The organism is Enterococcus sp. DIV0167 (genome assembly GCF_050541555.1).
Classification (GTDB): Bacteria; Bacillota; Bacilli; order Lactobacillales; family Enterococcaceae; genus Enterococcus; species Enterococcus faecalis.
Map to the genome: position 1 here is coordinate 1723606 of NZ_CP172933.1, position 20474 is coordinate 1744079.

Consider the following 20474-nt stretch of genomic DNA (forward strand, 5'->3'; position numbering starts at 1 on the left):
TTGTGAAATAGAAATTATCCATTCGTTCACAAACTAAAGAATGAAAGAGGGAGATAAGCGTTTCGACTTATCTCCCTCTTTCTAAACATTAAGATTATTAAAAGTAACAGCTTTTAGTACAACTCCAAATATTGTTCTCTTTCCCATTCAGAAACGGTTTGACGGAAGGCTGCCCATTCCATTCGTTTTGCTTCTACAAAATTGGCAAAAATGTGACGACCTAATGCATCAATCATTACTTGATCTTTACGTAATTCTTTGATGGCATTGTGTAAGGTTGATGGCAAATCTTCAATTTGTGCATGTTGACGTTCTTCCTCATTCATCACATAAATGTTACGATCAACCGCTGGCGGTGGCGTAAGTTCATTACGAATACCATCCAAACCTGCTTGTAATAAGACTGCCATTGTTAAATACGGATTCGCTGAAGGATCGACAGAACGTAACTCTAAACGAGTCGATAAACCACGAGACTCAGGAACTCGAATGAGTGGTGAACGATTTCTGCCGCTCCAAGCTACATAAACAGGTGCTTCATAACCTGGTACCAAGCGTTTATAAGAGTTCACTGTTGGGTTACATACCGCAGTATAGGCACGGGCATGTTTTAATAAACCACCTAAGAAATGATACGCAGTTTGGCTTAAGCCCATCTCTCCTGACTCGTCATAAAAAACATTACCTTCTTCATTAAATAATGACATATTGCAGTGCATACCAGAACCATTAATTCCAAACAAAGGTTTTGGCATAAATGTTGCATGCAAGCCATGTTTGCGCGCAATAGTTTTCACAACTAATTTGAACGTTTGAATATTGTCACAAGCATCAACTACATCAGCATATTTAAAGTCAATTTCATGTTGACCTGGTGCTACTTCATGATGCGAAGCTTCCACTTCAAAGCCTAAACTTTCTAACTCTAAAACAATATCACGGCGACAATTTTCACCTAAATCGGTTGGCGCAAAATCAAAATAGCCACCTTTATCATTCAAATCAGTGGTAATTTCACCATTCTCATCTAATTTAAATAGGAAAAATTCTGGTTCTGGTCCTAAGTTAAAAGAAGTAAAGCCTAATTCTTTCATATCTGCTAAGGCGCGTTTTAAATTACCGCGGGGATCTCCGGCAAAAGGGGTACCATCAGGATTGTAAATATCACAAATTAAGCGCGCAACTTTTCCATGGTCGCTTTCCCACGGAAAAATCATCCATGTAGATAGATCAGGGTATAAATACATGTCACTTTCTTCGATACGAACGAATCCTTCGATGGATGACCCATCAAACATCATTTTATTATCTAATACTTTATCTAGCTGACTCACAGGAACTTCAACATTTTTAATTGTTCCCATAATGTCGGTAAACATTAGTCGTAAAAAACGTACGTTTTCTTCTTCTGCAATATGTTTAATCTCTTCTGCCGTTTTGGCTTTTCTTGTCATCGGTCTGATCCCCATCCTTCATTTTTATTGGCTGCTGAAACGTTAAAGCCTTGGTACATTCGATTGGAACGGATTTTGCTGAGTAAGTCCTCCTTGCGAAAGGATTTCGTCGTATAAAATCTGACGAACATCTGCATCGGTTAACGGACGAGTCGCCTCGGCGGTGTTTTTTTGTTCCTCTAATTTCATTTCATACACACGCTTAATCCCTGCCATGTTCAATCCATCAGATAAATAATCTTTAATTTCTAACAAAACATCAATATCATTTAAAGAATACATGCGTCGGTTGCCCTCACTACGTTCTGGATGAATCAATCCCTGTTCTTCATAGTAGCGAATTTGTCGAGCGGTCAAATCCGTTAGTTTCATAACTGTACCAATTGGAAAAACTGACATGGAACGGCGTAACTCTTTTTCTCTCATCTCCATCCTCCTCTCTTAGTTATTTCTTAGAATAACAATAGAATGACAAATTGTCAAGAACTTATGTTAGATTTTCTAACATAAAACAAAAAACCTGATAAATATGGACTTTTCCATCTTTTCATGGCTGATTTTCTCCTGCTAACCAAAAAAATAGAAATGATTTGTTTTTACAAATCATTTCTAATCAACTTATCATTTTTTATTCTTTTTCGGATTCAGCCAACCATTTAGACTCTTTTTTCGCAAAACCTTTCACGATATACCGATTTTCATTTTCAGCATATTCTTCTGAAATCATTAGTGTCATCCGGCGAAGTTCACTTAATAGTTGTCCGTCAGTTGGGCTAATTTCTAATTGATAAGGCTCGAGTAATTCCATCATTTGGGCACGGATAGCTTGAACCAGTCGTTCTTTATCTTCAGAAATTTTAGTTGAGATCAATACATTGGGAAATAAGGTTGGGACAAATTCTTTGCTGTCCACTTGATCTCTTTTATTATAAACCGTCAAGCACGGAATATTTTCCAACGCTAATTCTTTAATCAATGTTTGAACTGTGCGTTCATGTTGTAACCGATCTGGCGCACTTGCATCCACCACATGGAGCAGTAAATCCATCGTCCGACTTTCTTCCAATGTCGACTGAAAGGCTTCAATCAGTTGTGTTGGTAAATCTTGAATGAAGCCAACCGTATCGGTCAGCGTAACTTCCATGCCTTGAGGCAATTGCCATTTTTTAGTTAAAGGATCTAACGTTGCAAACAATTGATCCTCTGAATAAGTTCCTGCTGTCGTCAACATGTTGAGAATGGTTGATTTGCCAGCATTGGTATAACCAATCAAGCCAATTTGAAATAGTTCTGAATTTTGTCTTTTTTGGCGGCTTCGTTCACGATGAGCAGTGACTTCTTTTAACTCACGACGGATGCCTAAGATTTTATTCCGAATGTGTCGGCGGTCCGACTCTAATTTCGTTTCACCAGGTCCACGTGTCCCAATACCTCCTCCAAGTCGGGACAACTGTTTTCCTTGACCAGCCAAGCGAGGCAATAAATAATCCAATTGTGCTAATTCAACTTGTAACTTTCCTTCTTTGGAGCGCGCACGCAAAGCAAAGATATCCAAAATTAATTGTACACGATCAATTACTCGCACAGCTAACGCTTCAGATAACAGTTGATTTTGACGCGGTGTGAGCTCATGATTAAAAATCACAAGATCCGCTTCATAGGCATCTGTTAATTGAATTAATTCTTCCAATTTCCCCTTACCGATTACGGTTTGTCGATCGACTTGTGGTCGTTTTTGCGTTAAAACAAACACCACTTCGCCATTAGCGGTTTCCGTTAAATTCGCCAGTTCTTCCATTGATGCAGAAAATGTCTGATAATTTTTTTCCGTCTCAACTCCTACTAGAATCACTTTTTCATGAGTGGTCATCGCCTACTCACTCTCCTTCTGTTGTAGCCATTCCGCTACTTCTTTTTCCAACTTGGGCAAATCTGTTGGCTGCTGAACCAAATCCCACCAATGCGCAGCCATTCGATTTCTAAACCAAGTCAATTGACGTTTGGCATATCGCCGCGATTGCTGTTTGACTGTTTCAACCGCCATCTCTAATGATTGTTCACCGGAAAAATACGGGAAAAATTCTTTATAGCCAATACCTTGAGCTGCTTGTGCATGTGGTTGCTGAAACATCTGTTTTGCTTCTTCCAACAGCCCTTCTGTCATCATTTGATCCACCCGCTGATTAATACGTTCATATAATAAAGCGCGGTCTGTTTCCAAACCTAACAAATAATAATCATAGAGACGAGCTGGTTTTTCCTTCGGGGTCAAAATACTATAACCGGTTTTATCAAAGACCTCTAACGCACGAATCACTTTTTTGCGATTATTAAAATGAATGCTGTCAGCCGCTAGAGGATCCTTTTGTTGTAATAACTGCCATAAAGCTTGGTTCCCTTTTTCTTCCGCAAATAAATTGTACGTTTCTCTAATTTCAGGCGAGTCATCTATCTCACGACTTCCTAGTTGAAAATCATAAAGGAGTGATTGAATATACAAACCTGTTCCTCCAACGATAATTGGTAGTTTCCCTTTTTCAGTAATTTCTTTGATTTTTTGACGACCCTCTTTCTGAAAATCAGCGGCAGAATATGTTTCGCTGACTTCACGGCAATCAATTAAATAGTGAGGAATTCCTTCTTTTTCTGTTTCTGTGACTTTAGCGGTGCCAATGTCTAACGAGCGATAAACTTGCATGGAGTCACCGCTAATAATTTCACCATTAAATTTTTTTGCTAAAGCAATACTTAATGCTGTTTTCCCCACCGCAGTGGGTCCTACAATAACTAATACTTTCTCCAATTATGTTTCTCCTTCTTCTTGCCAATTTTGACGAGCAAATTTTGCTTCTTCAGGAAAATCCGTATGAACACCCGCCAATTTTAGCTGAAAACAATTTTCCGTTTCTTCCATCCGATTAACAGTCCACGGCCGCAGCGGTTTGCCAATTGTGATAAGTTCTTTTTCATGAGCCAACACCCAAGACATTTTTGGATGTAAACTATCGACAAGCGCGAATGCCGGTCCCGCTTGACTTAAATCCTCTGCAGATTCATAAATAAAGGCAATTTCTGTCTTAGGATCAGCTTTTTTTAATTTAACTAAACTCGGAAAATAAAAACTAGAATATAAATAACGAAACGGCCAGTTTTTTCGCTTCATTTGTTGGACGACTTTTTTCTCAATTCCTTCATAATGGATAATGTCCGTTTTAAGTTCAATATTCAAAAAACCATTGAATTGTTCTTCTACAAGACAATTTAAAACATCTTCCAATGTTGGAACACATTGAACAGAAGGATTTTTCTGAAACCAGCTTCCAGCATCTAGTTGTTTTAATTCGTTTAATGTTAACTGTTGGATTTCACCATGACCATCTGTCGTACGATCCACCGTTTCATCATGCATAACGATTAAATAACCATCTTTAGATAAGTGAACGTCTAATTCAATTCCTTCAGCACCAACACGAACAGCCTCTCTGAAAGCAATACACGTATTTTCAGGATGGGTGCCTTTACTTCCTCGATGTGCAATAATATCTGTCATGCTCTCACTCCAATCTTGTTTATTGTACCATTGGAGTGAGGTGGGTTCAAATATAGGAAAAAGAAAAGAAAGAGCAAGACATCAATCAAAGCGACTGATGATGTCCCACTCTCTAAGTCTTATAAACAATTTAGTCTCAAATCCGTCTTTTATTCTCTTAATCTTTTAGTTCATACTTAACATATTTATCCAAACCGGATTGAATACTATAGTTCGGTTCATAACCAATGGCACGTAATTTAGATATATCCGCTAAGGAATCTTTGATGTCCCCAGCTCGCGCTTCTTTGTATGCAACTGGCAAAGTGACTTTCATAATATCATTTAAAGAAGAAATTAACTCATTTAAATCGGTTGCTTTTCCAGTCCCGACATTATACACTTCCCCAAGTGATTGGTCAGAATGAGCGACAAGATTCAATGCTTGAACCACGTCCTCAACAAAGACAAAATCACGGGATTGTTTTCCATCGCCAAAGATATTGAATGTCACTTCTTGATTGGCCAATAAGCGTTTGTAAGAGTCCATCACAATCGAAATAACGCCAGAATAAGGCGAATTAGGGTTTTGGTTTGGCCCATAAACGTTAAAGAAGCGAACAGCGCTTGTTGGAACATCATATAAATGACAATAGTTTAAAACATATTTTTCAGAAGCAAATTTATCGACTGCATAAGGCGTTAATGGACGAATTACTGATTCTTCCTGTTTTGGTAAAGTTGGCTCATCACCATAAACCGCTGCAGAAGAAGCAAACACCAAACGTTTTAAATCTTTCTGGTATTTCCGAATTAATTCCAGTAATTGTAACACACTCTCAAAATTCACTTGGTGTGTTTCCACTGGACGTGCTACTGAATCTGCTACACTAGCAATCGCTGCTAAGTGAAAAATGTAATCGAACTGATACTCTTGTAGTACTTTTTCCATTAATTGTTGATCAGTCACGCTACCTTCAATGAACGTGATGTTTTCAGATGCGTTTAAATTTTCAGTTTGGCCCATTGATAAATCATCAACGACCACAACTTGATTGTCTTTACTATAATAATTTGCTAAGGTTGAGCCGATAAAGCCGGCGCCGCCTGTGATTAAAAAGTTCCTCAAGTTTCCCACTCCAATTAAAATAATACATTAATTTTACCATTTTTAGGTGTCAAAGACTACAGTTTGTTTTTTTCAATAAAAAAGGAGAGAAAATAACTTTCTCAACCTTTTACTAAATATTTTAAATTCTTTGCGTTATTCACAAAACTCTTATGAATGAATAAGAAATAGATAATGTACACAATTCCATAAGAAATGAAACTATAAATACTACCGCCAAACCAAAGATTACTAAAGATAAACAATAATGTAACCAACGTTTCCAATACAGTACTATTACCTATTTTAACGTTCATATCTTTGCATAGAAAAATTTCCGCTAAATTACAACGAAATGCTAAACTTACTAATATCAACCCAACAGTTAAATTCAAGTTCCCAACAACGAAAATCACAAACAGCGACAGGATTAACGACAAGGCAAGTGTCAATACGTTAACAAATAAAATTGTTTTTTCTTTTCTCAACGTTTTTAAATACGTATTAATTAGTAAAGACATCCGACCTTCATAAATAACTATAGGAAATAGAATTCCCATAAATTTCAAACTCTCGCTATATTCGGGTAACCACATACCTAAAACAAATTTGACGGGTACATATAACAGCAGAATTGCATACGTCAACGGAACAAAAACACCTCTTAATGTGACAAATAAAGACGGCAATCGCTCTTTATTTGTCCGTCTTAACAACGGAAACATTACAATTCCAACAGCATTAATAAAAGTTAAAAACATATTTGATAAACTTAAAGTAAAGGACAATTTACCAAAGGTTTCGATAGTCCAACGCTGTTGAACAAAAAAGCGAATGGTTCCCATTATTAGCATACTTGCTATACTACTGAGCATTAGTTTACTACCTATGTTAATATTATCAACTATTTCAGGAGTAACTTCCTTCAAACTCATCATGTTCACACGCAACATGTCTTTAACTCTAAACATTCCCCAAACCGTAATAATCAGTTTAGAAAGTATATCCATAATGATTAGCCAATAAAAATCTCGTCCTCCTAATGCAAAGTAAATTGCAATGAACAGGACATATAAATAGCGATCATTTCTGGATAATTGAGCATATTCCTTAATACGATTTGTTGACTGAAAAACATACAGAATAAACGTTTTTGCAATTGTAATTACTGAAACAATGGCCGTCAATATCAAAATAATCCCTTGATATTCTTTCGGCATGAAAAAGTAAGCCCAAAGAATGACAAAAGCAGAAATACAACATTCAAAAATCGCTAAATACCAGAATTGAGAACCGAGATTTCTTTTATCTAAATTTTCGTATTCTTCTCCCCCGATTTTTAAATAGATACCATCAATCCAGCCTAAGTGAAAAAAACCAACATAGGAAGCATAGAAAACATATAATTGCCAATAACTATATTCTCTAACCCCCAGCAATTTTGGAACAAATAAGTTTAATAAAACGGATATCCCCAGGGTAGCAAAATTAGCAGCGACTGTATAGTATAGATTTTTTACAACTGATTTAGCTTTCTCATTCATTTATTGTACCTCTTATTCTTTTATAAGTTTAAATCAAAAAAATATTCATCAAAGATTTTCATTTTTCGTACTTTAAATAAAAAAATTATTTAACCAACCTTTGAATGAATACTTCTCTTTAACAGTTTCAGCAACTGGTTTCATAGGTACCTTTAAAAACGTTAATATCTCAGACATATTTTGTTTATTTAGTAAGAATATATTTTCTTTTTCATAGAAATCCATGTTTAAAACTGTGCGATTATTCGTAATTAACTTTTTATTAAGAAATAATGCCTCTAAAGGTCTTAATGATATTCCATGTTGATTTTCCTGTACAACATCTAGAATAGCCGATGTATTTGCTTCATACTTAATGAGTTCACTATAAGAGATAGGCTTCTTATAGTCATAGTTTGAATAAGAATTTTTCGAAGAATCTACTACATAGATAAAAGGATTCAAATTACACTCTACAAAGTACGCTTCTAACTCTAATAAATAAGAGAGACGCTGTTTATCTACACCAATAAAACAAACATCAGATTGATACTTTGGATCTTCCTGACTAGCAACAACCTTTGTCTCGTCTATAAATTGGTTATTAAAATGCATTTGGTATTTTTCACAATCACCTATATCAAAGGACCAAAGCTCACAGTTTAAATCAGCGTAATAAGAAACCGGTGTATCTTTTTCAACAGGATTACTATACCATATAGCAATCCTGATATGCGGATATTTACGATTTAAATATTTAATTACCGGTCGTGAAAAGTAATGAGAATTCAACAAAATAAAATCTATTTCAGAGAGATTATTTTTCCACTCTCCATAAAAAAATCTTGCAAATGTAGTGTCTATTCTTTTATCTAATTGATTTAATAATTTAACAATAAAAGGACGTTTAGAAAAATATTTTTCTACATGTACACCTAATTTTTGCGCATCAGTTGAAAACAGAACTGATTTTTCATCTAAAGTAATAATCATCATGCGATTATAATCCATTATTTTTCCTACCTTTTTTACTTTATTTCCAATAAAAAGTATACGGATGGTGCGTTACTTGTTCAGACATAGGTGGTAATTCCATATAATTTCCATAACGTAATGATAAAAATAGTTTTCTGTCTTTGATTGCTCGAACTTTATTGCCAGCAAATAACACATCTTCATAATGATCAAACCATTCTTTTGGAAAAACACCCCATTCTTCGTTGATAAATTCAATATAACCACATTCGATAGATGATTCAATCGGATAAGTAGTTACTTTATCCATAAATTTACGTTTCCAAAAATCATAATCTCCCTGTTTAAGTAATTTTCGGTACCTTGGATATAGAAGTACTCGTTTTAAGTATGCTTTCCATCGAGATTTAGAAATGGCATAAGAATTATTTAAGGTAGCTAACATATTTTCTCTATATGACTCGCATTGACGACCAAAATCTAAACGTTCAGAAGATGTGGTTGGAAAACCATCAATCGGAAAAATATCGACAAACACACCTAATTCTGGGTCCTCACTATTATAAAATTGCTTCGATTTAACACATGTTCTAGTATCAACTAATTTTGCAAACGTATAGCGATAGTTCTTTCTTGTTTCCAAGCTCAATAATAGATAATTTTTATCTTTAGATAATATATTAATTAGATGATCATAATTAGGTCTCGTTAAGACAATATCCAAGTCATCATCCCAAGGGATGTATCCTTGGTGCCTTTCAACACCAATTAAACTACCGTAGTAAATAGAATATTCAATATTATTTTGACGACATATATTATCAATATATACTAATATTTCTGTGCTCGTTTCTTGTATTTCTTTAATCGTTAATGGTTTCATTTTTATCTCCAAAATAAGAATTTATTATTGTTTTTTACTAATTGACTAGATACAGAACCTAAATATAGCCAAAATAAAAAGGTACCAATTTTATTAACTAAAATTAATTCTGTTAGAAACATTGCCGAAACTAAAATAGTCAGTACAATTAAGACATTTCTCAAAAAATTATCATTAAAAATATTGATTTTTTTTGAAAATAAAACTTGCAATGTTGTTAGGATTTTATTAATTAAAAACAGAATTAACGGAATAGTCCCTGCCAGCCCCGTTGTCGCTAAGGTATAAAAGAAAAAATTATGCGAAGTTTGTTGTTTAACCGCAATCAAAGTATTAGGTAAATAGTGTTGGGCATATGTTACCAAATTTCTAGGAGAGGTACCAAACCAGATATTTGACTGAAATATCTCAAACGAACTTTTCCAAAGTCCAAAACGATTATTAGAAATATCTGTCTTGTTTTCTACGTCTGGTCTATCCAAAGAAACATCTGGTCGATTTTTTGAAACGTTCGTTGTAGATTTGTATTCTACGTTATTCCACAAATCTAAAATAGCTAACATTCCTCTTTCAATTAGCTTCGTTGCTATATAGGCAAAAAAGACCATACCAATACTTGTAATAATAGAATATAAAAGTTGTAAACCTAATTTTTTTTCAGTCGTTTTTTGATACACCACAAAAAACGAACCCACAAAAATAATTACCATTAGCTCTACAAAAGCCGTCCTTGATCCAGATAAAGTTATATATATCCATTGTATCAAAGTATTCATTATCAATAACCATTTCCACTTTTTCAAAGTAGTTTGAAAAAGCAATGACACCGATAAAATTATTGAAACAACAGAAATGGTAGCTGCAAAGTTAGGGTCGGCAAATACCCCATATAAACGATTTTCAAAAAAGCCAATTCTTAAGCCATTATAAATTTTATCCAAAGGCGCTGTATATGAATACTGTATAAAAAACATACAAATAGCGATAACTACTAACAATCCCCAAACTATTAAAAGAATTTTTTCTAATACTTTAAATGTTTTTTTATCTTGTTCTTTACCAATTTGATAAATAACTAATAAAAAAATAGCCTGCCATATAACTAATTTTAGGTTAGCTATAAAATACGTTTGGTAATGAATGAGTGTTACAAAAAAAAGCATGACTATAAAAATGACTAACATCGGATCAAATTGTTTAAATCTTTTATTTTTTAGAATAAAAAACATCTGATTTAGAATATAAACCATCGCCCAAATTGATATCAACCCAAACACCAGAGTATCTACCTTACTTGGTAACAAGCTATAAAGACTAATTGTTCTTAATAAAAGCATAAATTCAAAAATTATTAAAAACGGTAATTTCGTTTTTTCCAAAAAGTTATTTACCCACATAATACTACTCCTAATTTATTCATTTTTTGTTTTCCTATGTTTTTCTTCCAATATAGCAATCATCTTATAATATGGTACTCCGATTTGAAGTGCGATTGCTCCGACTTTTCTAGGCATAGTAAAATATTGATTTTTCATTATAAATTTAAAATTTTTTCGTAAAAAAGTAACAATTTCTTTTTGAACTTTTTTTTCTTCATTATTTAACTTACTATTCATCATTTTATCTAATACTATAAAATTTGCCCAACATACACGTGTATGAACAACATTAGATAATTCAGGATACCAGTCTAAGATATAATTTTCATTTTCTTTCCAAACATTGATTGTATCTAAATCTTTCTTAGAAAAAAGATTGCTTGAAATACTATTGGCACGGTGAAAATAATAATATTTTTGTTGCGTATCAATAACAATTTTCTCTGTATGCTCTAGGATAGATAAAATAACTGCACCGTCTTCTGTAATCATGCCTACAGGGTATCGGATATCTTCAAAAATTTCTTTTTTATATAACTTATTCACAGCATGAACAGATACAACTTTAGCTTCTAAAATCATTTTCATTGCTGCTACTTTATCTAGTACTATATATTGCTGTTGTTTTTCTACAGGTTCTTTTCCCTCATAAACATCATAAATACCACAGATTGATAAATCGGCATCTTCTTTTACGATATTTGTATATAATAGTTCATACATATCATCTGCAATGTAATCATCACTGTCTACGAAACCTAAATACTCACCTGTCGCTATTTCAATTCCAGCATTACGAGCATCGCTCAGCCCTCCATTTTCTTTATGGATAACTTTTACCCGTTGATCTTGTTCAGCAAACTGATCACACATTGCTCCAGAACTGTCTGGAGAGCCATCGTCCACCAGAATTAATTCGAAGTCAGTAAACGTTTGAGCTAAAATAGAGCGTACACATTTTTCTAAATATTTTTCTACATTGTATACAGGAACAATAATACTAATTTTGGGCATATCAATTTCCGCTACCTTCTAAAATTTTAATTGTATGTTTTAATGGTTCTTCCATACTGTCGTACAGAGGCCGCCAACCTAATGCGTAGATTTTTTGATTGTCTAGTAGTGCTTTTGTTGCTTTAGAAAATCCTTGTTTTTCTTGGGCGGTGGCTTCACCATGAATCACTTTTGTTCCAGCCACATTGGCTAATGTTTCCGCAAAAGTACGTAACGTAATATCGCAATGTTCGTTTGAAACATTGTAAGCTTCCCCCTTTTGCCCTTTAACTAATAAAAATAAAAGAGCAGATACAATATCTGCAACGTATGCATAAGAGTATAGTTGGGTCCCTGCGCTTTTTAACACAATGTTTTCTTTATGAACTGCATTCATAATAAATTGAGAAGAAGCTTTACTATCCGAAAGTAACATCGTAGGCCCGAAAGTACGACTAATTCTTGGAATAACAACATCAATACCATATTTCTGAATATAGGCTTGACATAATGATTCACTTGCTCTTTTTCCTTCGGGATAACCGGCCCGTAGCGTGTTACAGTCAATATAGCCGCAATAGTCTTCCGTAAATTTATCAAGATCTCCACGATTTTCTCCATAGATTTCAACAGTTGATAAAAATAACACTTTTTCACTATTCGCTTTGACCGCATAATCTAAAATATGCTGCGTACCAGCAATATTGGTCATAATCGTTCCAATTGGATCACTGGCATATGATTTAGGATGTGTATTACTAGCACAATGCAACACATAGTCACAAGCTTCTGCTATCTGAATTTCTTCTGTGACATCTCCGATAACTATATGGAATAACGGATCTTCTAGATAACTAGTAAATCGCTCTTCTAAACGCGACAATGTTCGTCCCATCGCCCAGATCGAAATATTCGCATTTCTCGTTTTATTTTGGTACATAAGCACATCAATTAAAAAGGTCCCAATCATGCCTGAAGCACCAGTTATAAAAACAGATTTATTAGTTACTTTCGTCCAATCTGGTGTCTTCTCTAAAACTCGTTCAACGTCTGATAAATAATTATCGTCTGTAAATAACATGGTATCCCTCCACTACTCTTCTTTCATTTTCAAGAAGCCTTTAAATAACTGTAAGTCATCTTGTGTGGTTAACTTAATGTTTTTATCTGAGCCTAAAGCAAAATACAATGTTTCGCCTAAATCCACCATCATAGTATTTGTGTATGACGATTCAGAAATACCAATATTCTCACGGAATGCTTTTTCGTAAGCCCAAGTTAATTTTTCAAATTTATAGGCTTGTGGTGTTGACACGCGACGTAATGTTTCACGATTAATATATTGTCGAGTTGTTTCCTCAGTTTCTTTTACAAAAATTTGTTCATTATATGGCAACGAAGTCACTGCATTTCCATATTCTTGACACTTAACAATTACATCAGATAAAACTAATTCATCAACTAATGGGCGAATCCCGTCATGGATAACAATAGTATCTTCTGGATTTGAATGTTCTTTTAAGAAATTAACCCCATTGTTAATTGATTCTTGACCAGAATTTCCTCCTGGAATAATCCATTGTAATTTGTCAATATGGTACTCTTTTGCATAGGCATCTAGTGTTTGTTCCCAACCTTTTTTACACACAACTAAGATTCGATCAATGAGTGGATGCTTTTGAAAAGATTCCAATGTGTAGATAATTATCGGTTTTTCCTCTACCATAATAAATTGTTTAGGAATCTCCTGCCCCATTCGTTTACCGACCCCACCGGCAATAATTAAAGCTGTAATCATTTGATACAAAATCCTTTCTCTAACTAGTCAACAACTAGTTTTATTTCAATTTTGTTTAACTTATATATTCATCAACACAGCCAAAACTGCATTCAATCTTTTACATTTTCTCATAACTAACAGTAAGTTTCAATAATTTATCGTAGACCTTAATCGAACTGTAAATATTTGATTAAGAAAAAACTCATTGATGAATATAAATCTGGACAGGTTTCGGAAAGTTTGACTTTTTATTAAGTGTATTTTCCACTTTATTTTTAATTGTTGTTCTTGACAAAAATTGATAGGAATTGCCAAACCAAGTGTTTCTTTACTTCGATGATCGTTATACTAATAAATGTAGCTCCCAATGATCTTCTTCAATTATTGTTAACTTTCAAAAATAGTATTTTCTTTAAGAGCCTGTCCATAATACATTCTTTAACAAACCCTACCTTAGTTGAAATAAAAGATACGACGATAAGAATACTCCTTGATTCATTGACTTTATGTTTTAAACTAGTCGTATAATTCCAATTGTTATACAAGTCCACAACTAATATGAATTAAATTTTCAGATAATAACTTTCCTTGAAATATTTTCAAAATAAAGGAATTCAATAGTACATATTATTGCTTTTTGATGAGGAACCAACGTATGAGATAGTCGCTAAATAAATTTTTTAATCTATGTTTCCATTGTCTCTCTAATAGTCTCACTTTGTTAGGGAAATCTGCCATTAAAACCTACTCTCTTGCATGAATTTCAAAAGAGTACTCCTTAAATTTGCGACTACGGCGCACTTCCCTTTCCAAAATTCTTTAGAAGAATAAGAAGGACCTTCACCGAATTCTTCAATCTCTTAGTCCTTTAAGACTTAGAAATTGAAGAGATCGAAACGAAGTGTAGTGTACGATGATTTCATCTATTCATGCTTCACAGTGAAACATTGCAACTTTTAGCGCTTTAGCTCTTTTGACGGCCGGACTGTGACGAGACGTATGTCGAGAAAACACCATAGAAGTTGTTGAGAACAATGCAACGCATAGTGTTGCTACTGTTTCCGCCGTTTATCAATTTTTAAGCCTGGGACAAAAATCTGAAGTGATTTTTGTCCCAGGCTCTTTCTGTGTGTGATTCAATAAGTATTTTCACTATTATTTTTTTAATGCTCGACTATCTACCCAGCCGATTGTTTTGCCATTCAATTGAAATTGGTATGCGGTCAGACCATTAGATAATTTTGCAGACTGGATAATGGTTACGACTTGGTTGGCATATTGAGAAGCACGTCCTAAGTTCTCGCCATCTTCGGCAGTATTGTTCGCTTTACTAAAGACCCCATGTCCATTAGAAATTGACGCGTCTGCGATAATGCCTTGTTTGTTCATTTTCGTGTAAGTCGCTGTATTGAGAGTAGGGGTAAACGCCTGCTTATTCATCCAGCCAATTGTTTTGCCTCCAATCGCAAATCGCAAAAATTCTGCACGGCTAGTTTTCGCATACCCTGTAATATGGGCGGATTGACCTGCGTATATGTCCCCTTTACCCATACTAGAAACTCCTGGACCGACATTGTAAATTCCGTTGTATACATCATGTTTTTTTGCTTCACTCGCTACTTTTACTTTTGCGTTGTAATCGTAGTTTTTTTGACTAATTAAATCATCAAAGATTGTTCCAAATGCTCGACTATCTACCCAGCCGATTGTTTTGCCATTCAATTGAAATTGGTATGCGGTCAGACCATTAGATAATTTTGCAGACTGGATAATGGTTACGACTTGGTTGGCATATTGAGAAGCACGTCCTAAGTTCTCGCCATCTTCGGCAGTATTGTTCGCTTTACTAAAGACCCCATGTCCATTAGAAATTGACGCGTCTGCGATAATGCCTTGTTTGTTCATTTTCGTGTAAGTCGCTGTATTGAGAGTAGGGGTAAACGCCTGCTTATTCATCCAGCCAATTGTTTTGCCTCCAATCGCAAATCGCAAAAATTCTGCACGGCTAGTTTTCGCATACCCTGTAATATGGGCGGCTTGACCTGCGTATATGTCTCCTTTGCCCATACTAGAAACTCCTGGACCGACATTGTAAATTCCATTGTATACATCATGTTTTTTTGCTTCACTCGCTACTTTTACTTTTGCGTTGTAATCGTAGTTTTTTTGACTAATTAAATCATCAAAGATTGTTCCAAATGCTCGACTATCTACCCAGCCGATTGTTTTGCCATTCAATTGAAATTGGTATGTGGTCAGACCATTAGATAATTTTGCAGACTGGATAATAGTTACGACTTGGTTGGCATATTGAGAAGCACGTCCCAAGTTCTCGCCATCTTCGGCAGTATTGTTCGCTTTACTAAAGACCCCATGTCCATTAGAAATTGATGCGTCTGCGATAATGCCTTGTTTGTTCATTTTCGTGTAAGTCGCTGTATTGAGAGCAGGGGTAAACGCCTGCTTATTCATCCAGCCAATCGTTTTGCCTCCAATCGCAAATCGCAAAAACTCTGCACGGCTAGTCTTCGCATACCCTGTAATATGGGCGGATTGACCTGCGTATATGTCCCCTTTACCCATACTAGAAACTCCTGGACCGACATTGTAAATTCCATTGTATACATCATGTTTTTTTGCTTCACTCGCTACTTTTACTTTTGCGTTATAATCGTAGTTTTTTTGACTAATTAAATCATCAAAGATTGTTCCAAATGCTCGACTATCTACCCAGCCGATTGTTTTGCCATTCAATTGAAATTGGTATGCGGTCAGACCATTAGATAATTTTGCAGACTGGATAATGGTTACGACTTGGTTGGCATATTGAGAAGCACGTCCTAAGTTCTCGCCATCTTCGGCAGTATTGTTCGCTTTACTAAAGACCCCATGTCCATTAGAAATTGACGCGTCTGCGATAATGCCTTGTTTGTTCATTTTCGTGTAAGTCGCTGTATTGAGAGTAGGGGTAAACGCCTGCTTATTCATCCAGCCAATTGTTTTGCCTCCAATCGCAAATCGCAAAAATTCTGCACGGCTAGTTTTCGCATACCCTGTAATATGGGCGGATTGACCTGCGTATATGTCCCCTTTACCCATACTAGAAACTCCTGGACCGACATTGTAAATTCCATTGTATACATCATGTTTTTTTGCTTCACTCGCTACTTTTACTTTTGCGTTGTAATCGTAGTTTTTTTGACTAATTAAATCATCAAAGATTGTTCCAAATGCTCGACTATCTACCCAGCCGATTGTTTTGCCATTCAATTGAAATTGGTATGTGGTCAGACCATTAGATAATTTTGCAGACTGGATAATGGTTACGACTTGGTTGGCATATTGAGAAGCACGTCCCAAGTTCTCGCCATCTTCGGCAGTATTGTTCGCTTTACTAAAGACCCCATGTCCATTAGAAATTGATGCATCTGCGATAATGCCTTGTTTGTTCATTTTCGTGTAAGTCGCTGTATTGAGAGTAGGGGTAAACGCCTGCTTATTCATCCAGCCAATTGTTTTGCCTCCAATCGCAAATCGCAAAAATTCTGCACGGCTAGTTTTCGCATACCCTGTAATATGGGCGGCTTGCCCTGCGTATATGTCCCCTTTACCCATACTAGAAACTCCTGGACCGACATTGTAAATTCCATTGTATACATCATGTTTTTTTGCTTCACTCGCTACTTTTACTTTTGCGTTATAATCGTAGTTTTTTTGGCTAATTAAATCATCATACTGTTTTCCACCACTAGATGTAAATCGTCCAGTGTAATCAGCATTAATATCAAACACACCTACGCCGATATCAACACCTGGAATCGTTAATAATGAAGACCATTGCCATGCCGCATAACCTTCATTTTTGTGCCATAACTGATCTGCAGTCGGTTCAAAAGGATACTGAGCAATCCAAATATTTTCAGTCCCTAGTTGTGTAGGCGATAAAACTCCTTCTGTAAACCATGCTGCCATTGAATAATGTAATACATTCGTAAAACCTCTTGCTTTTAATTGATTAGCAAAAGCAATTGAATTAGCTGTCAATTGTCCATTATTCATGCTACCTTCTTCTGCATCATTAATCATTAAAGTGTCTTTTGGTAATCCAGTATTAATTGCTGTATCGGCAAAGTAGTTTGCTTCTTTTATTGCCTGATCTTTTGTTGTAAAGTGACTATAGTGATAGGCGGATACTTTTATTCCCACTGCATTTGCATTTTGAACTTGTGCAAATCTTTCTGGATTTTGATAAGTTGTCGCTTCGGTCATTTTAACGACCACTCCGCCTATCCCATAACTTTTCATAGTTTGATAATTTGCTACACTTAAACTACCATTCCAAGAAGATACATCGATAAAGTTTTTAGGCGGACGATTTGCCTCTGTTATGCTAATAGGATCACCATAGGCATATGCGGCTCTTTTTCTTCTCGTTCCTTTCATTCCTGATCCCATAGGTTTGTTCATATCCTCTGTTATTACGATTTCGTCTTCATCTTTATTATTAGCTTCTGAAGAACTAGTCGTTTCCGAAGTTTCTTCAGCATCTTTTGATTGCCAAGTGTCTTTAGCATCACTCGTGTCCAAACTATTTTTTGTTTCCGAAGGAACTGAAGATGAGGTGCTAGAAGAACTTTCTGTCGAAGTTTCCCCGCTAGATGACGTAGAGTTTAGTGTTTCTGCTGTATCCGTAGAAATTACTTCTTCTGCACTTTCACTACTTGATGCATCGATTGCATACACTATTGATGAACTAGGAACCAATGCTGTCAACATTAGCATTGTAATAACAGATATTTTATTTATTCTCTTCATTATTTATTTAACCCTTCTTTTTGCGTATTGTTTACAATTAATCCTCATTTAATTATAGTATGTAAATTTTACTTGAAACCAACAATTTTTTACTTTTCAAATTGAAATTTCTCAAAACTGATTAGAATGAGCACTAGTTTCAAATAATTTTCTAATAAATTTTAGCTTACGTCAAGAAAATCTTGCTAACTTTTTTTTACTATTTTATTTCTAAACTTTATCTTTTTATTACATTGATTATGTTATTTATTTTTTTACAACAAAATGCTGAACGCTATTTATAGATAACGTTCAGCCTCAGTATAAATAATTGAAGTTTTTAAAGATATTCTGTGTACGATTTTTTAGTATCAACAATTAGCGCTTCATGATGAGGTTGACGATCTTCCTCTGGTGGCAATTGCATATAATCCCCAAAAACCTGTGTTAAGTAGCGCTTGTAGCCCACTGGTATTGGCATTTTTGTATCTTCAAACGGAACAAAAATAGCAGATTTAAAATCTTCCAAATGATAAATATTACCCATGTAGCGTGGTCCGACACATAATTCTGTAACATAAGGAGTGGAGCCGAAGGAATACTTAGTCATTCTTTTTTCAGCAAAGCGCCAAATATGATAGCGAACCTTTTTCGATGGAAAGATATTCAATAATACCCGACTCCCCGTTGCTAAAATGCCACCATGTTTTTCTGGTACCACTTGTGAACAGAATAAAGCATAAATTAATGCCCAAATTTTTTGTTTCTTCCTTTGAAAATTTCCTTTTGGCGCACCATCTAAAGGAAAAATATCGATAGGAATACCATGAGGAATCGCTAATCCATCTTGATAGGTTTTAATAAACGTTGTCTGTGCATCCCTAATTGTCATAAATGAATTATGATCATTATAAGTTTTTGAAGCAACTAACAATGGATAACGTTCTGTATCTGCATATTTAGGCCAAAGCACTTTTAATTTTTCATAATCTGGTCTTGGCATAAAGAAATCTAAGTCATCATCCCATGGAATAAAACCTTGACTGCGGATTGCTCCAATACAACCGCCTCCACAAAAATAACAGGTTAGATTATGTTCTTCACAAAAAGCCACAAAATATTTTGACATGCGTAAAACGACTTGTTGAATTTCTACTAATTGCGTCTGTGTTGTTTGTTCCACTTTTCCTTTTCCTCCCTATTCATTCTTTGCATATTTAAATGTTGTATAGAATAAAAAACGCATTAAGTAGAATGAACTTTTAATAACTGAAAATTGTTCATTTTGACGCAAAATTTTCCAAACCCAACTGATTGTATTCCATTTGTTAGAAGATGTAGAGGTGGTTAGCTTACGATAAATGGCTAATTTTTCGTTAATAAAATAGACCGTATTTATTTCTTTCAAAATGTTTAACCAAGTAGCATAGTCTTCATGTTTTAAATCCGGCATTAAATGGCGTTTAAGCAGATTAGATTCGACTACGACCGTTAAGCAGCCGATAGTATTTGTTTTTAAAAGATCTTGATAGGTTTGTGGTCCCTCACTAAAATTACGATCATGAGTAATGTTGCCATTTTCATTACATACAAAATAAGAACTACATGTAAATAAAAGTTTTTTTTCTTCCATCCACTTGATTTGAACTTCTAATTTATTAGGAAGCCATAAATCATCACTATCTAAAAAGGCAATATATTGTCCCTTTGAAGCTTCAATTCCTTTATTTCTGGTCTTTGCAATGCCCATGTTCTGTTCATTTTTCAGTAAAAAGATTCTTGAATCTTTTTCCATAAAGGCAAGTGCAATATCAATAGAATCATCTTTACTTCCATCATCAATGAGTAATAATTCCCACTTCTGGTAGGTTTGTTCCAGAACGCTTTCAATAGATTTTGATAAAAATTTGCCCGCGTTGTACATAGGCATAATAATTGAAACAAGTGCTGTTTCCATTTGTTCACTCCTCGTTGCATTTTATGTAAGAATGTAACAGTTTATATTATCGCATAGCTCTTTTATTATTTCAACGTTCCTTGTTTCCAAAAAAAGTTT

The 20474-nt window shown here is 34.8% G+C and carries 16 protein-coding genes; all 16 read right to left on the reverse strand.

Annotated features, from left to right (window positions below; all coding sequences use genetic code 11):
* Nucleotides 1-113: 113 nt before the first annotated feature.
* Nucleotides 114-1454 carry a type I glutamate--ammonia ligase gene (gene glnA, locus IGM09_RS08350; RefSeq protein WP_002356929.1) on the reverse strand — a complete coding sequence of 447 codons (1341 nt, stop codon included), beginning with the start codon at nucleotides 1452-1454 and terminating at the stop codon, nucleotides 114-116.
* Nucleotides 1455-1496: 42 nt separating this feature from the next.
* Nucleotides 1497-1880 (reverse strand): MerR family transcriptional regulator, encoded by a 384-nt coding sequence (locus IGM09_RS08355; RefSeq protein ID WP_002388239.1) that lies wholly within the window; start codon nucleotides 1878-1880, stop codon nucleotides 1497-1499.
* Between the two features lie 202 nt (nucleotides 1881-2082).
* On the reverse strand, nucleotides 2083-3324 hold the full coding sequence (hflX, locus tag IGM09_RS08360; protein ID WP_002356926.1) for a GTPase HflX: 1242 nt from the start codon (nucleotides 3322-3324) through the stop codon (nucleotides 2083-2085).
* Between the two features lie 3 nt (nucleotides 3325-3327).
* Nucleotides 3328-4257, reverse strand: coding sequence for a tRNA (adenosine(37)-N6)-dimethylallyltransferase MiaA (gene miaA / locus IGM09_RS08365; protein ID WP_002362093.1), 930 nt, complete (start codon nucleotides 4255-4257; stop codon nucleotides 3328-3330).
* Nucleotides 4258-5004 carry a glycerophosphodiester phosphodiesterase gene (locus IGM09_RS08370; RefSeq protein WP_010713262.1) on the reverse strand — a complete coding sequence of 249 codons (747 nt, stop codon included), beginning with the start codon at nucleotides 5002-5004 and terminating at the stop codon, nucleotides 4258-4260.
* 157 nt (nucleotides 5005-5161) lie between these two features.
* A complete protein-coding gene (locus IGM09_RS08375) occupies nucleotides 5162-6121 on the reverse strand; it encodes a GDP-mannose 4,6-dehydratase (RefSeq protein ID WP_029644919.1) in 960 nt (319 codons plus the stop codon).
* 92 nt (nucleotides 6122-6213) lie between these two features.
* Nucleotides 6214-7635 carry a lipopolysaccharide biosynthesis protein gene (locus tag IGM09_RS08380; protein ID WP_002401292.1) on the reverse strand — a complete coding sequence of 474 codons (1422 nt, stop codon included), beginning with the start codon at nucleotides 7633-7635 and terminating at the stop codon, nucleotides 6214-6216.
* A 72-nt stretch (nucleotides 7636-7707) separates the two neighbouring features.
* Nucleotides 7708-8625, reverse strand: coding sequence for a hypothetical protein (locus tag IGM09_RS08385; protein ID WP_010707341.1), 918 nt, complete (start codon nucleotides 8623-8625; stop codon nucleotides 7708-7710).
* 22 nt (nucleotides 8626-8647) lie between these two features.
* On the reverse strand, nucleotides 8648-9472 hold the full coding sequence (locus tag IGM09_RS08390; RefSeq protein WP_033625050.1) for a LicD family protein: 825 nt from the start codon (nucleotides 9470-9472) through the stop codon (nucleotides 8648-8650).
* 2 nt (nucleotides 9473-9474) lie between these two features.
* Nucleotides 9475-10869: an O-antigen ligase family protein gene (locus IGM09_RS08395; RefSeq protein WP_002401289.1), complete on the reverse strand. Its 1395-nt coding sequence runs from the start codon at nucleotides 10867-10869 to the stop codon at nucleotides 9475-9477.
* A 15-nt stretch (nucleotides 10870-10884) separates the two neighbouring features.
* Nucleotides 10885-11865, reverse strand: coding sequence for a glycosyltransferase family 2 protein (locus tag IGM09_RS08400; protein WP_010713260.1), 981 nt, complete (start codon nucleotides 11863-11865; stop codon nucleotides 10885-10887).
* Between the two features lies 1 nt (nucleotide 11866).
* The gene (locus IGM09_RS08405; RefSeq protein ID WP_002378507.1) at nucleotides 11867-12925 is read right to left on the reverse strand and encodes an NAD-dependent epimerase/dehydratase family protein; all 1059 of its coding nucleotides are present in this window, start codon (nucleotides 12923-12925) and stop codon (nucleotides 11867-11869) included.
* A gap of 12 nt (nucleotides 12926-12937) precedes the next feature.
* Complete coding sequence (locus IGM09_RS08410; protein WP_002378508.1) at nucleotides 12938-13642, reverse strand: IspD/TarI family cytidylyltransferase; 705 nt, start codon at nucleotides 13640-13642, stop codon at nucleotides 12938-12940.
* 1137 nt (nucleotides 13643-14779) lie between these two features.
* A complete protein-coding gene (locus IGM09_RS08415) occupies nucleotides 14780-18439 on the reverse strand; it encodes a GW dipeptide domain-containing protein (RefSeq protein ID WP_430619669.1) in 3660 nt (1219 codons plus the stop codon).
* 319 nt (nucleotides 18440-18758) lie between these two features.
* The gene (locus IGM09_RS08420; protein WP_033625052.1) at nucleotides 18759-19601 is read right to left on the reverse strand and encodes a LicD family protein; all 843 of its coding nucleotides are present in this window, start codon (nucleotides 19599-19601) and stop codon (nucleotides 18759-18761) included.
* A 15-nt stretch (nucleotides 19602-19616) separates the two neighbouring features.
* Nucleotides 19617-20375, reverse strand: a complete 759-nt coding sequence (locus tag IGM09_RS08425; protein WP_033625053.1) for a glycosyltransferase family 2 protein — start codon at nucleotides 20373-20375, stop codon at nucleotides 19617-19619.
* Between the last annotated feature and the right edge of the window lie 99 nt (nucleotides 20376-20474).

What these genes read in the sequence shown, in the direction of transcription:
- IGM09_RS08355 (WP_002388239.1), bottom strand. Translation starts at nt 1,880, where the DNA reads ATGAGAGAAAAAGAGTTACGCCGTTCCATGTCAGTTTTTCCAATTGGT.
- IGM09_RS08370 (WP_010713262.1), bottom strand. Translation starts at nt 5,004, where the DNA reads ATGACAGATATTATTGCACATCGAGGAAGTAAAGGCACCCATCCTGAA.
- glnA (WP_002356929.1), bottom strand. Translation starts at nt 1,454, where the DNA reads ATGACAAGAAAAGCCAAAACGGCAGAAGAGATTAAACATATTGCAGAA.
- IGM09_RS08380 (WP_002401292.1), bottom strand. Translation starts at nt 7,635, where the DNA reads ATGAATGAGAAAGCTAAATCAGTTGTAAAAAATCTATACTATACAGTC.
- IGM09_RS08400 (WP_010713260.1), bottom strand. Translation starts at nt 11,865, where the DNA reads ATGCCCAAAATTAGTATTATTGTTCCTGTATACAATGTAGAAAAATAT.
- IGM09_RS08395 (WP_002401289.1), bottom strand. Translation starts at nt 10,869, where the DNA reads ATGTGGGTAAATAACTTTTTGGAAAAAACGAAATTACCGTTTTTAATA.
- IGM09_RS08410 (WP_002378508.1), bottom strand. Translation starts at nt 13,642, where the DNA reads ATGATTACAGCTTTAATTATTGCCGGTGGGGTCGGTAAACGAATGGGG.
- IGM09_RS08385 (WP_010707341.1), bottom strand. Translation starts at nt 8,625, where the DNA reads ATGGATTATAATCGCATGATGATTATTACTTTAGATGAAAAATCAGTT.
- IGM09_RS08415 (WP_430619669.1), bottom strand. Translation starts at nt 18,439, where the DNA reads ATGAAGAGAATAAATAAAATATCTGTTATTACAATGCTAATGTTGACA.
- IGM09_RS08425 (WP_033625053.1), bottom strand. Translation starts at nt 20,375, where the DNA reads ATGGAAACAGCACTTGTTTCAATTATTATGCCTATGTACAACGCGGGC.
- IGM09_RS08405 (WP_002378507.1), bottom strand. Translation starts at nt 12,925, where the DNA reads ATGTTATTTACAGACGATAATTATTTATCAGACGTTGAACGAGTTTTA.
- IGM09_RS08390 (WP_033625050.1), bottom strand. Translation starts at nt 9,472, where the DNA reads ATGAAACCATTAACGATTAAAGAAATACAAGAAACGAGCACAGAAATA.
- hflX (WP_002356926.1), bottom strand. Translation starts at nt 3,324, where the DNA reads ATGACCACTCATGAAAAAGTGATTCTAGTAGGAGTTGAGACGGAAAAA.